At 40.5% G+C, this 13,002-nt stretch carries 9 protein-coding genes and 4 rRNA genes; 10 read left to right on the top strand and 3 right to left on the bottom strand.

Annotated features, from left to right (window positions below):
- Nucleotides 1-2: 2 nt before the first annotated feature.
- On the bottom strand, nucleotides 3-233 hold the full coding sequence (locus ACPWSR_RS00225) for a hypothetical protein (protein WP_426349709.1): 231 nt from the start codon (nucleotides 231-233) through the stop codon (nucleotides 3-5).
- A 328-nt stretch (nucleotides 234-561) separates the two neighbouring features.
- Here ACPWSR_RS00225 and ACPWSR_RS00220 point away from each other — a divergent pair, with 328 nt between their 5' ends.
- From ACPWSR_RS00220 to ACPWSR_RS00210, 3 genes are all read left to right on the top strand, one after another.
- Complete coding sequence (locus tag ACPWSR_RS00220; protein WP_426349708.1) at nucleotides 562-1,086, top strand: GNAT family N-acetyltransferase; 525 nt, start codon at nucleotides 562-564, stop codon at nucleotides 1,084-1,086.
- A 188-nt stretch (nucleotides 1,087-1,274) separates the two neighbouring features.
- The gene (locus tag ACPWSR_RS00215) at nucleotides 1,275-2,165 is read left to right on the top strand and encodes a DMT family transporter (RefSeq protein WP_426349707.1); all 891 of its coding nucleotides are present in this window, start codon (nucleotides 1,275-1,277) and stop codon (nucleotides 2,163-2,165) included.
- A 29-nt stretch (nucleotides 2,166-2,194) separates the two neighbouring features.
- Entirely contained in the window at nucleotides 2,195-2,722 is a 528-nt protein-coding gene (locus ACPWSR_RS00210; RefSeq protein WP_426349706.1) for a GNAT family N-acetyltransferase, read from the top strand.
- A 115-nt stretch (nucleotides 2,723-2,837) separates the two neighbouring features.
- Here the strand turns inward: ACPWSR_RS00210 and ACPWSR_RS00205 are convergent, their stop codons facing one another.
- Both ACPWSR_RS00205 and ACPWSR_RS00200 read right to left on the bottom strand, forming a co-directional pair.
- Complete coding sequence (locus ACPWSR_RS00205; RefSeq protein ID WP_426349705.1) at nucleotides 2,838-3,203, bottom strand: DUF6514 family protein; 366 nt, start codon at nucleotides 3,201-3,203, stop codon at nucleotides 2,838-2,840.
- A 367-nt stretch (nucleotides 3,204-3,570) separates the two neighbouring features.
- Nucleotides 3,571-4,677, bottom strand: a complete 1,107-nt coding sequence (locus ACPWSR_RS00200; protein ID WP_426349704.1) for an iron-containing alcohol dehydrogenase — start codon at nucleotides 4,675-4,677, stop codon at nucleotides 3,571-3,573.
- A gap of 322 nt (nucleotides 4,678-4,999) precedes the next feature.
- Here ACPWSR_RS00200 and ACPWSR_RS00195 point away from each other — a divergent pair, with 322 nt between their 5' ends.
- The 7 genes from ACPWSR_RS00195 (at nucleotide 5,000) to ACPWSR_RS00165 (ending at nucleotide 12,820) form a co-directional block, all read left to right on the top strand.
- Complete coding sequence (locus ACPWSR_RS00195; protein ID WP_426349703.1) at nucleotides 5,000-5,959, top strand: DnaJ domain-containing protein; 960 nt, start codon at nucleotides 5,000-5,002, stop codon at nucleotides 5,957-5,959.
- 292 nt (nucleotides 5,960-6,251) lie between these two features.
- Nucleotides 6,252-6,482, top strand: a complete 231-nt coding sequence (locus ACPWSR_RS00190) for a hypothetical protein (protein WP_426349702.1) — start codon at nucleotides 6,252-6,254, stop codon at nucleotides 6,480-6,482.
- Nucleotides 6,483-7,004: 522 nt separating this feature from the next.
- Nucleotides 7,005-8,515 (top strand): 16S ribosomal RNA (locus tag ACPWSR_RS00185).
- A gap of 405 nt (nucleotides 8,516-8,920) precedes the next feature.
- Nucleotides 8,921-11,828 (top strand): 23S ribosomal RNA (locus ACPWSR_RS00180).
- A 134-nt stretch (nucleotides 11,829-11,962) separates the two neighbouring features.
- Nucleotides 11,963-12,079 (top strand): 5S ribosomal RNA (gene rrf, locus ACPWSR_RS00175).
- 48 nt (nucleotides 12,080-12,127) lie between these two features.
- A 5S ribosomal RNA gene (gene rrf, locus ACPWSR_RS00170) occupies nucleotides 12,128-12,244 on the top strand.
- The 16S, 23S and 5S rRNA genes sit together here, the layout of an rRNA operon.
- Before the next feature lie 246 nt (nucleotides 12,245-12,490).
- Nucleotides 12,491-12,820, top strand: a complete 330-nt coding sequence (locus ACPWSR_RS00165) for an ArsR/SmtB family transcription factor (protein WP_426349701.1) — start codon at nucleotides 12,491-12,493, stop codon at nucleotides 12,818-12,820.
- The last annotated feature ends 182 nt before the right edge of the window (nucleotides 12,821-13,002 follow it).

The raw sequence follows: 13,002 nt of genomic DNA, 5'->3' as shown, positions 1-13,002 counted from the left end.
AATTACTTTTTATCTGAATCGTATCTAATCATAGCGCAAATTTCACGGACTATTAAATATATAATTATGATAGCGAGAGTAATAGCCTCAGTATAAAAGAATAAATAAATTATTGGATCCTGTAATAAATAAGAGCTAAAGTCTCCAAAGTTTCTAGGGGATGTAATAAAGCCAAGGATATAAAGGGATATGGTAATAACAAATAGACCAATATAAAAGTCCTTTCTCTTCATGGTGAAACCTCCTTTATGATCGTTTTAATATTATAACATAATTTACAAATATTGTATTTAGATGCTATAATTATCTTGAGAATATCTATATATGAAATTGGGAATTGTAAAGAAGAGTTTTCATAATAAATGGGCATTTAACAAATGAGGGGGGTCTTAATCATTTTAATAATCATATTATTTATCATAGCATCAGCATTTATATTTAGATTATTTTATTGTGCGGGGGAGTTAAATAAATTATGGGATGATTCCTATTTAGAAGAGGATTTCCATGAGGAATCTGATCAAATATAGTTATGAGTATAGAATTATAGGGGGATAATATATGAAATTTGTATTTCCAACAGAAGAGTATAAACAGAAGGCTGTGGACTTTATCGAAGAGTTTTATTCCTGCTCTTCTGAAATTCACGGGGCAGGCTCTCTTGATATGTATTTAAAAAAGTACAGCTATGAACAGTGGATTAAAAAGGTTATTGCAGATTTAGATATTGCTAATATTGCCCCAGGCAGAGTTCCGGCTCTAACTTATTTTTATATTCGTGAGGATGATGGAAAAATCATCGGAATGATAAATATCCGTTTGGCCTTAAATGATTATTTGAGAAAAGAAGGTGGTCATATAGGTTATAGTATAAGACCTTCAGAAAGAAGAAAAGGCTATGGCAGTTTAATGCTAAAAGAAGCTTTGGAATTCTGTAAGATCATCGGACTAAATAAAGTACTGATTACTTGTGATAAGTCCAATATGGCTTCTGCTGGTGTAATTAAAAGCTGCAATGGTCAATTAGATGAAGAGTTTTATAGTGAGACGTTTAAAGAGATAATCCAGAGATATGTTATTGTATAAATAAAAAGCAGAGCTTCCTCTGCTTTTTTCTAATAATATACTTAAAAAATCCATTAGTTTCTATATAATATATTTATAGAGATGGAACCTCAATTCCGAATTTTTTGTTGAACTGGAATTATTATTAGTTGAAACCGTTGTACTATTTAGTTATTGAAAGCTTTATAACAATGGGGATGGAGGGAGAAATGAAGGAAAAGAAGATAGCAGCCACAGGGATATTCTGCACTTTAGTAGGAGGGATATTATGGGGCTTTTCAGGTGCCTGTGGCCAATTTTTATTTCAGAATTACGGTGTTAATACCCGTTGGCTTACCACGGTGAGGATGATTTGTGCAGGACTTGTATTGATAGCTCTGGGGCTAATAAAAGAAAGAAATAATATGATAGGGATATGGAGGAGTAGAAGGGATGCAGTGAGGCTTATTGTGTTTGCAGTTATGGGACTGATGTTTTGCCAGCTGTCTTACATGCAGGCAATAGCTTATTCCAATGCAGGCACTGCTACGGTGCTTCAAAATCTAGGACCAGCTATTATTATGATAAGCAGCTGCTTTATTATGAAGAAGCTGCCTAGTAGAAGTGAGATTACTGCAATTGTACTAGCTCTTATTGGTGTATTTATACTTTCAACCCATGGAAATATACATTCTATGGTGCTCACAAAGGAAGGTTTGCTCTGGGGAATATTAGCGGCTTTTGGAGCAGCTCTATATACTATGCTTCCAGTGAATATAATGGAAAAATGGGGTAGTATCTCTGTTACAGGATATGGTATGTTCATAGGAGGTGTGGTTTTAGGAATAGGAAGTAAAGCTTGGAGAGGCTATATTCCTTTAGATGGCAGAGGAATAGCGGCCCTCATTGCTATATGTTTTTTAGGAACGGTAGTTGCCTTTACCTTGTTCTTGCAGGGCGTAAAAATCATTGGTGCAGTAAAGGCCAGTATGCTTGGTACAATTGAACCTCTTTCCGCTGCTTTAATTATGGTAATGTGGCTGAATACGGAGCTTATATGGATAGATATTATAGGCTTTTTCTGTATACTGATGACAGTCTTTATTCTTTCAAGGAATTAGAAAACTTATTATAAGATTGAGGTGTAATTATGGAATATAGAGAACTTTTAGAGGATGAAATTACTCTAGAGCTTTTTAAGGATTTTAATAGATATCAGAAGGTTACTAAATGCTGGAGAAAGGTAGATGGACAGTGGATTATAAAAGATATAGCTTTTATAGATCAGTGGAGTTTAGAGGAATATAATGAGCTGGTCTCTTATCTTAAAAATACATTGAGAACCTCAGGGATGATTTATGGTGCGTTTATTGATGAAAGGTTGCAGGGGTTTGCCGCCATTGAAGGAAGTCCTATTGGTTCAAAAGGTGAGTACTTAGATCTTTCTAGTATACATGTTTCTTTAGAGGCTAGGGGAAGAGGAATAGGTAAGAAATTATTCTTGCTGTCAGCTCAGTGGGCGAGAGAAAAGGGAGCTAAAAAGCTGTATATTTCTGCTCATTCCTCAGTAGAAACCCAGAGCTTTTACAAAGCCCTGGGATGCATAGAAGCAGAGGAATATAACCAAGAACATGTGATCAGGGAACCTTATGATTGTCAGCTAGAGTATTTGCTCTAGAAATTGAATCTATAAACTTTACAAGCAGAGTACAATAAGACCTCCTAGATACAGCTATACCAATCTAGAAGGTCTTATTTATTTTGTAATATTGTAGTATTACAAGTGTTTTAGATTAATTGGATTTGGACAATCTATAACTGTCGAAATCGGAAGCATAATCATCAACATATTCTCCGATTACATCTGTTAAATGTATTGGTGATACATTGTTAGAATGAAGCTTTAAAAGAAGATTAGATACCTTATGTACATCGGGACTTATGTATTCTACACCAGCCCTTTCAATACCTATAACTTGCTTATTAGCTAAATCTGTTCTTTCAGCTTCTATACCGTATGCTTGAACCTTATCTCCGTGAGAACTTATGTATTGAGACTTTATTAATCTATAAGAATAGGTCCTGTTCTCTATTACGGTACTGAGATTCTTAACTACTTTATATTCTTTCGAATAACTCATTCCTTCGTAACTATTCATGAACTTTCCCCCTTAAATATAGTTTTTGCTGCTGTAAATAAGAGGTCATTTCCTAAATAAATAGTAGCATTGTAGACGAAAAAAGTCTGTCGAAAAAACAAACACGATTGAAAAAATAATCGATTATTATCGACAGAACTATTCCATTATAAGGATAAACCCTTGAATAATAATGTTTAACTGTAAATTAGTAGTATTATCTTGGTTTGAAAAAGTCGAAAATACAAGAAAAATTAATAATTAAAGTTTTTGGGAGCAATTACATATAAATACTTAAATTCTAGGTTGTGAAATAAAATGGGAAAATTTAAAAAGAGTATCTATTAGATACTCTTCCTTTATAAAATATTATAAATTAAAAAGATTGCTAAAACATCTCTGTTAGAAGATTATATACGAAGTCAGAATCAATCTCTCCCCAGCTCTTAATAAGATTTTTGTTATTTATCCATCTAGGTGATAGTGTTTTCTTCTCGGAATCTGTAAGTTTAAGGGAGAAGCGTGGAGTAAGTGAACTTATCAATGCTATAAGCTCTTCCTTTTTTATACCTACCTCCTGGAAAAAGCTATCAGAAAGCTCTGGTACTTGTCTTGCATTATGCTCTATAAAGAATGGAAGGAATGTAGCACAGGCAGTACCATGGGATACCCCATAAAGCTCAGTAAGAAAATATCCTAGGGAATGTGGAAAAGCAGTGCCGGTAGCATTAATAGCAAGGCCTCCGTAGATGGAGCCGTTATATAGCAGTTCCCTATCCTCGAAGGAGAGGTTTGATGCACCTTCTTCTTTAAGGGCTATAAGACCTTTAAGTAAGGTTTTAACTCCTTTTATTGAGAAGGTCATTGATATATCATTAGCAGTTCGATTGAAATAGCTTTCAATACAGTGAGCTAGGGCGTCCAATGCTGTAGAAGAAGTAAATTCGTCTGATAATGACATTGTATATGTGGGGTCTCCTAAGCCTAGTGAAGGAAATATTGAATCGTCTTTGAAGCTTTTCTTTAATCCCTTGCTATTGGTTATTACTGATACGGAGGTAACTTCGCTTCCTGTTCCAGCGGTGGTGCCGATGGTGACGATGGGAAGAGGTTTGTTAGTCCAGTGAACAGAGTAGAGCTCCTCCTCTGTGAGATCTGGATTTGCAGCAAAAACTGCTATAGCCTTTGATGCATCTAATGGTGACCCTCCTCCGATACCTATGATAAAATCTGCTTCTATAGCATGGGCTATTTTTCCTCCATTAATGCAGGTGGCTATTGAAGGGTTCTGTGATACTTTATCATATATATCATAAGAGATATTGAAGCTGTTAAGAACAGATTGCACATCCTTTAGAGCGCCACTCTTTTTTGCGCTGGATTGGCCTGTTACTATGAGACAGCGTCTTCCTAAGGCTCTAAAATGAGAATAATTATTTAGTACACAATTCTTCCCGGTAATAATTCTAGTACTGTAAAAATAATTTAAATTCATAAGTGTCCTCCGTGGTTTATTTGCATTATTATTATAAAATATTGCAAAATAAATATCAATAATCTTCGCAATATAGTGTCTAATAAAGTCGATTTTTGATAGAGCAAGACTTTAAGTTGATTGTTATGATTTTATTATTTTATTAAAAAATACTATGTTATATATTACGAGATGAAGCTTTTTTTGCGAAAATTATTCAAAAATGAAGATAATAATGAAAAAAGATGATAAAATTTCATTGTGTTCTTATAGAGTTCACATAAATAGGGTAAGATATAATAGGAAGAATTTTTGAATTATACAGTTTTAAGGAGCGGAAATAATGGCAGGTCGAATGTCCATGGAAGAAGCCTACAGAGTTTTAGGCTTAAACAAAAATGCTACTAAGGAAGAGGTTATGAAAGCGCGTAAGGAGCTTTTAATGAAATGGCATCCTGATGTAGCCAAGTCTTCTGATGCCACAAGAAAGGCACAGGAAATTAATGAAGCTTATGCAGTAATAAAGGATAATAATTTTGTATATACACCGTCTTCTAGTGGTTGGAATACACAAGGGAATCCTTATGGTAATCCTTATGGCCAGAGAGGTTATGGTTATTATCAAGGTGGAAATAACCAAAACAGTTCCCAGAATGGTTATGGTGGACAATCTTATAATGGCGGAGGCTTTTATAGGGGACCCTTCAATCAGGGTGGTTATCAGAGCCAGGGAAATGGTCAGGGCTATTATGGAGGCTTTGGAGGCGCTAGGAAGAAAACCTATAGTCCCTTCAGTTTCATACGTTCATTTTTCTTTATGATAATTTTAATGAATTTAGTTTCAGGCTTGTTTTCTGCAGGAAGAGCTAATGGTAACAGTGGCTTCTTTAATGGAAGAAACAATAATTATACTAACGAAGCTCATAAAGCATATGATGGGGTAATTACTGATAGTTTGGAACAATATAATGTTATTATAGACTTTAGTGATGCAGTCCGTGATGGTGATGGTTATCGTGTAGAAGCAAAGGATTACTCTAGCAATAAAAACCTTGTGCTATATTTTGATGACACTACCCCCATAGCAGTTGCTCCAGGAAATGAGAGAAGTAATATTGTTTTTATGTACTTTGAGGATGTAATTGATAATCTACAGAAAAATACATTATACGTAGAAGATTTTGGTAGAGATATCTATTTAAATAAATTTAACTATACAGGATCTGTGAATGTATCTGAAGCTACCGTAGAAAATGGGATACTTTATTATTCAACTAGAAGCTCAAAAAGCATTTGGAATTAGTAGCTGTTGATAATTTATTTGTGGTTTTTGTATTTCTATGCTCTAGAGAATATATTATCACTGAAATAGGAACAATAATATATGAACACTTTTCTACCTTTAGGTAGAAATAAACAAGTGTTTGGAATCATCCTTTATAAGGTTTAGGATGAGACCAAACATTTTGTTTTTATAGAGGTGGTGTTTATAGTGATAATTAATAGAGATGCAGATAATTTATTTAAGAAAATTTATATTCTTTATTCCTTTATTTAATATTATTTTTGATTAAATATTTGTTTTTCCTATGAACATGGGGATTTTTTGTGCGGCCTTAGCTACGGGGTTGGCGCCGATTGTTGGTATAATTTACAGGCTTTCTATTGCTGGCTTGAATATTGTCATGGCGGCATATCTTGCAGCAACAGAAAGGATAAGAGCTTCGGCATGGATATCTGTTGCGAGAGGGATAATTATTATCATACCTATACTATTAATATTAGCTTATTTTTACCATATGGATGGAGTTTGGTTGTTTTTTTAGTGTCTGAAATATTAACAGGAGCTATAGGTTTAAGGATATTAAAAGGAGTACATAATTAAGCAATAGGTTCTTAATGCTATAATTGGAGTATGTACTGATAAAAACTCATCCTGGTGTATCGATATGAGAAATAGTGAGTAAAAAGTAATAAATGAAAGAATTATACAGAAATAATATGAAATATGCACTTTTATTTGGGGTATAACTTTTCGATTAGAGGTATTATATATAAGTCGCTTGCGACAAACGCAAAACACTTGAGCTAAGAGGTAAAAACTAAGAGCTAAGAGTTGTAGAAGATTTAAAAGCTTGTTTTACTCGCTTAGTAGATTGAAACTTGAGTTTCTTGAGAAAGAAAAAAAGTTTTAGAAAAGAGTGTTGACAAAGAAAAAGCGACATGATATTATAATCAAGCGGTTCACGAAAAGCCGCAATGGTCTTTGAAAATTGAACAGAGAACTAAGTTTAGAACAAACACAAACCAGCAATTTTTTTAAGTAATTTTGAGAAGTATCAAACTTTTAAATTGAGAGTTTGATCCTGGCTCAGGACGAACGCTGGCGGCGTGCCTAACACATGCAAGTCGAGCGAGGAAGCTCCTTCGGGAGTTTCCTAGCGGCGGACGGGTGAGTAACACGTGGGCAACCTGCCTCGAAGAGGGGGATAGCCTCCCGAAAGGGAGATTAATACCGCATAATATCAGTTTTTCGCATGATGAACTGATTAAAGGAGAAATCCGCTTCGAGATGGGCCCGCGGCGCATTAGCTAGTTGGTGAGGTAACGGCTCACCAAGGCGACGATGCGTAGCCGACCTGAGAGGGTGATCGGCCACATTGGGACTGAGACACGGCCCAGACTCCTACGGGAGGCAGCAGTGGGGAATATTGCACAATGGGGGAAACCCTGATGCAGCAACGCCGCGTGAGTGATGAAGGCCTTCGGGTTGTAAAGCTCTGTCTTCAGGGACGATAATGACGGTACCTGAGGAGGAAGCCACGGCTAACTACGTGCCAGCAGCCGCGGTAATACGTAGGTGGCGAGCGTTGTCCGGATTTACTGGGCGTAAAGGGAGTGTAGGTGGATGCTTAAGTCAGATGTGAAATACCCGGGCTCAACCTGGGAACTGCATTTGAAACTGGGCGTCTAGAGTGCAGGAGAGGAAAGTGGAATTCCTAGTGTAGCGGTGAAATGCGTAGAGATTAGGAAGAACACCAGTGGCGAAGGCGACTTTCTGGACTGTAACTGACACTGAGGCTCGAAAGCGTGGGGAGCAAACAGGATTAGATACCCTGGTAGTCCACGCCGTAAACGATGGGTACTAGGTGTAGGGGGTGTCGACTCCCCCTGTGCCGCCGTTAACACAATAAGTACCCCGCCTGGGGAGTACGGTCGCAAGATTAAAACTCAAAGGAATTGACGGGGGCCCGCACAAGCAGCGGAGCATGTGGTTTAATTCGAAGCAACGCGAAGAACCTTACCTAGACTTGACATCTCCTGAATTACCCTTAATCGGGGAAGCCCTTCGGGGCAGGAAGACAGGTGGTGCATGGTTGTCGTCAGCTCGTGTCGTGAGATGTTGGGTTAAGTCCCGCAACGAGCGCAACCCTTGTTGTTAGTTGCTACCATTAAGTTGAGCACTCTAGCGAGACTGCCCGGGTTAACCGGGAGGAAGGTGGGGATGACGTCAAATCATCATGCCCCTTATGTCTAGGGCTACACACGTGCTACAATGGCGAGTACAGAGAGACGCAAGACCGCGAGGTGGAGCAAAACTCTAAAACTCGTCCCAGTTCGGATTGCAGGCTGAAACTCGCCTGCATGAAGCCGGAGTTGCTAGTAATCGCGAATCAGAATGTCGCGGTGAATACGTTCCCGGGCCTTGTACACACCGCCCGTCACACCATGAGAGTTGGCAATACCCGAAGTCCGTGAGGTAACCGCAAGGAGCCAGCGGCCGAAGGTAGGGTCAGCGATTGGGGTGAAGTCGTAACAAGGTAGCCGTAGGAGAACCTGCGGCTGGATCACCTCCTTTCTAAGGAAACTTAATCGGAAGCCTTTTCCCTTGGAAAAGCACCGATTCACAAAGCTGGGTTTATTCTACAACCAAATTCTCTGTCCAATTTTGAGAGACTATGTCTTTCAACTTGTTCTTTGAAAACTGCATACAGAAACTGATGTAAGTAAAGATAACTACAATCTTTTAAAGTGCAAATTATAAATTGAATCTATTCAACGTATAATTTCGCTGAGATTAATTGTAAAACCGTAAACTAATAGAACCTTGACGTAAGACTTTTAAAGTTTCTACGTCAGAGCGAACAGTAAGCGAAGTAATGCGAGGAGCCGAGGAACGAAGGCACGGAACGTACATAACCGTACGTGAGTACCGGAGTGACGAAAGCGACGAAGCAGTACGCAGCTTAATGTGAGCGAAAATGGTCAAGCTACAAAGGGCGCATGGTGAATGCCTTGGCATCAGGAGCCGATGAAGGACGTGATAAGCTGCGATAAGCTTCGGGTAGGCGCACATAGCCAGTGATCCGGAGATCTCCGAATGAGGAAACTCACATGGGTAACCCCATGTATCCATAACTGAATCCATAGGTTATGGAGGGTAAACCCAGGGAACTGAAACATCTAAGTACCTGGAGGAAGAGAAAGAAAAATCGATTTTCTTAGTAGCGGCGAGCGAAAAGGAAAGAGCCCAAACCGGAAACTTGTTTCCGGGGTTGCGGACAGAACAACAAATGCAGGAGATGACTAACCGAAGCCAGCTGGAAAGCTGGGCCACAGAAAGTAACAGCCTTGTAGGTGAAAGTCATTGATAGCCAGTTCTGATCCAGAGTACCACGAGACACGTGAAACCTTGTGGGAAGCAGGGAGGACCACCTCCCAAGGCTAAATACTACCTGATGACCGATAGTGAAGAAGTACCGTGAGGGAAAGGTGAAAAGAACCCCGGGAGGGGAGTGAAATAGAATCTGAAACCATGTGCCTACAACCGGTCAGAGCACCTTATGTGTGTGATGACGTGCTTTTTGTAGAACGAGCCTACGAGTTACGGTATGTAGCGAGGTTAAGTACTTTAGGTACGGAGCCGAAGGGAAACCGAGTCTTAATAGGGCGACTAGTTGCATGCCGTAGACCCGAAACCGGGTGACCTATCCATGGCCAGGTTGAAGCGGAAGTAAAATTCCGTGGAGGACCGAACCACGTTGGTGTTGAAAAACCATGGGATGAGCTGTGGATAGCGGAGAAATTCCAATCGAACTCGGAGATAGCTGGTTCTCCTCGAAATAGCTTTAGGGCTAGCGTCGGATATGAGTAGCGGAGGTAGAGCACTGAATGGGCTAGGGGGCGTATAGCTTACCGAACCTTATCAAACTCCGAATGCCGCATACTATGAGTCCGGCAGTCAGACAGTGACAGATAAGTGCCATTGTCAAAAGGGAAAAAGCCCAGACCGTCAGCTAAGGTCCCCAAGTATAGATTAAGTGGTAAAGGATGTGGGATTTCTAAGACAACTAGGATGTTGGCTTAGAAGCAGCCACTCATTCAAAGAGTGCGTAATAGCTCACTAGTCGAGAGATCCCGCGCCGAAGATGTCCGGGGCTAAAATCTATCACCGAAGCTACGGATTGACACAATAGTGTCAGTGGTAGGGGAGCGTCCTGTATGGGCTGAAGTCGTACCGTAAGGAGCGGTGGACTGTACAGGAGTGAGAATGTAGGCATAAGTAGCGAGAAATGGGTGAGAATCCCATTGGCCGAAAACCTAAGGTTTCCTCAGGAAGGCTCGTCCGCTGAGGGTTAGTCGGGACCTAAGCCGAGGCCGAAAGGCGTAGGTGATGGACAATCGGTTGATATTCCGATACTGCTGTTAATCGTTATTACCGATGGCGTGACGCAGGAGGATAGTGTGTGCCAGCTATTGGATGCTGGTCTAAGCACTTAGGTATACAGGATAGGCAAATCCGCCTGTATTAAGCTGAGGTGTGATGGGGAAGGTCCTACGGGGCCGAAGTACATGATTCCACGCTGCCAAGAAAAGCGTCTAGGGAGAGAGACAGTACCCGTACCGCAAACCGACACAGGTAGGTGAGGAGAGAATCCTAAGGCTGGCGGAAGAATTGCAGTTAAGGAACTCGGCAAATTGACCCCGTAACTTCGGGAGAAGGGGTGCCATGGAGACATGGCCGCAGAGAATAGGCCCAAGCAACTGTTTAGCAAAAACACAGGTCTCTGCTAAAGCGTAAGCTGATGTATAGGGGCTGACGCCTGCCCGGTGCTGGAAGGTTAAGGGGATTGCTTAGCGCAAGCGAAGGCATGAACTTAAGCCCCAGTAAACGGCGGCCGTAACTATAACGGTCCTAAGGTAGCGAAATTCCTTGTCAGGTAAGTTCTGACCCGCACGAATGGCGTAATGACTTGGGCACTGTCTCAACTGCAAATCCGGCGAAATTGTAGTGCAAGTGAAGATGCTTGCTACCCGTGGTTGGACGGAAAGACCCCGTAGAGCTTTACTGCAGCTTAGCATTGAGTTTCGGTATTGTCTGTACAGGATAGGTGGGAGACTGGGAAACAGGGTCGTCAGGCTCTGTGGAGTCAACCTTGGGATACCACCCTGACAGTACTGGAATTCTAACCGGGCACCATGAAGCTGGTGACGGGACATTGTTAGGCGGGCAGTTTGACTGGGGCGGTCGCCTCCTAAAAAGTAACGGAGGCGCTCAAAGGTTCCCTCAGAACGGTCGGAAATCGTTCGAAGAGCGCAAAGGCATAAGGGAGCCTGACTGCGACACCTACAAGTGGAGCAGGGACGAAAGTCGGACTTAGTGATCCGGTGGTACCTCGTGGGAGGGCCATCGCTCAACGGATAAAAGCTACCTCGGGGATAACAGGCTGATCTCCCCCAAGAGTCCACATCGACGGGGAGGTTTGGCACCTCGATGTCGGCTCGTCGCATCCTGGGGCTGAAGTAGGTCCCAAGGGTTGGGCTGTTCGCCCATTAAAGCGGCACGCGAGCTGGGTTCAGAACGTCGTGAGACAGTTCGGTCCCTATCCGCCACGGGCGCAGGAAATTTGAGAGGAGCTGTCCTTAGTACGAGAGGACCGGGATGGACTGACCTCTGGTGCACCAGTTGTTCCGCCAGGAGCACAGCTGGGTAGCTATGTCGGGAAGGGATAAACGCTGAAAGCATCTAAGCGTGAAGCCCACCTCAAGATTAGATTTCCCATAGCGTAAGCTAGTAAGACCCCTCGAAGAACACGAGGTTGATAGGTCGGAGGTGTAAGCACGGCAACGTGTTCAGCTGACCGATACTAATAGGTCGAGGGCTTGACCAAAATAAATGACGACTTTACTAACATCATTCTGTATGCAGTTTTGAAAGAACAACAGTTTTTTCTAAGGATTGTAAATCTCTAGCGAGATTTGCATAAGCGACCATGCTAAATCGAAGATTTAGAATGTCTGCTTATCCGGTGGCAATGCCATGAAGGTAACACCCGTTTCCATTCCGAACACGATGGTTAAGCTTCATAGGGCCGATGGTACTGCAGGGGAAGCTCTGTGGGAGAGTAGGAAGTTGCCGGGTCAGTTTTATTTTAAAAATTAATATTAGGTCTATTATAATGAGACCATATCTGGTGATAATGCCATGAAGGTAACACCCGTTCCCATTCCGAACACGACGGTTAAGCTTCATAGGGCCGATGGTACTGCAGGGGAAGCTCTGTGGGAGAGTAGGAAGTTGCCAGGTAATTTTTAAGGGCTATACGCTAATTTTTAGTGTATAGCCCTTTTTGCTATAAAGTTTATCCGAAGTTTTCCTACCAAATAAGAAAAGCTTTGAAAAGAGAAAAAAATAATTAATTAGGTATTATTCTGGAAGTATATATAAAAATCCAATAATATAGAAAAGCACAAACATGTATCATTATATATTGACCAAAAATATAAAAATAATATATTATATATAGATATATATCTATATAGAGGTGTTGCTATGATTAAAAATTACGATGCTCAGTCGAAAATAATGAAGGCTCTTTCTGATCCAAACAGACTTAAAATAATTGATATTTTATCCTGTGGAGAAAAATGCGCTTGCGATCTTCTGGAGTACTTTAAATTTACTCAGCCTACTTTGTCACATCACATGAAGGTATTAATAGATTGTGGATTAGTAGTGAGTAGAAGGGAAGGACAATGGAATCACTATTCTCTCAATAATAACAACTGTAATAAGCTGATGTTGTTTCTTATGGAGTTAATAACTGATACTGAAGATTGCATATGTAAAGATAAAAATAATTGCAATTGCAATAATGCTTAGGAGGCAAGATTTATAAGAAAAATGTTTATATTAGAATCTGCTTCCAAAGCTTAGATATGAAAAGCATACTGAGGTGATAATTATTACCTTAGGTGAAGCTACAAACCCAGTTCTAATGGGAAAAGCCCTGAGTGAACTAAAGTGGATTAATAAAGTAAGCGAAGTATCCAATGGAAATTTTG

The organism is Alloiococcus sp. CFN-8, assembly GCF_049943125.1.
Lineage (GTDB): Bacteria > Bacillota > Clostridia > Clostridiales > Clostridiaceae > JAEXZL01.
The sequence above is the reverse complement of the archived record's forward strand: the minus strand, read 5'-3'. Positions and strand labels throughout refer to the sequence as shown.

Coding starts and splice junctions, on each gene's coding strand:
- ACPWSR_RS00205 (WP_426349705.1), bottom strand. CDS start 3,203: ATGAATAGTTACGAAGGAATGAGTTATTCGAAAGAATATAAAGTAGTT.
- ACPWSR_RS00190 (WP_426349702.1), top strand. CDS start 6,252: ATGGGGATTTTTTGTGCGGCCTTAGCTACGGGGTTGGCGCCGATTGTT.
- ACPWSR_RS00215 (WP_426349707.1), top strand. CDS start 1,275: ATGAAGGAAAAGAAGATAGCAGCCACAGGGATATTCTGCACTTTAGTA.
- ACPWSR_RS00220 (WP_426349708.1), top strand. CDS start 562: ATGAAATTTGTATTTCCAACAGAAGAGTATAAACAGAAGGCTGTGGAC.
- ACPWSR_RS00165 (WP_426349701.1), top strand. CDS start 12,491: ATGATTAAAAATTACGATGCTCAGTCGAAAATAATGAAGGCTCTTTCT.
- ACPWSR_RS00200 (WP_426349704.1), bottom strand. CDS start 4,677: ATGAATTTAAATTATTTTTACAGTACTAGAATTATTACCGGGAAGAAT.
- ACPWSR_RS00195 (WP_426349703.1), top strand. CDS start 5,000: ATGGCAGGTCGAATGTCCATGGAAGAAGCCTACAGAGTTTTAGGCTTA.
- ACPWSR_RS00210 (WP_426349706.1), top strand. CDS start 2,195: ATGGAATATAGAGAACTTTTAGAGGATGAAATTACTCTAGAGCTTTTT.
- ACPWSR_RS00225 (WP_426349709.1), bottom strand. CDS start 233: ATGAAGAGAAAGGACTTTTATATTGGTCTATTTGTTATTACCATATCC.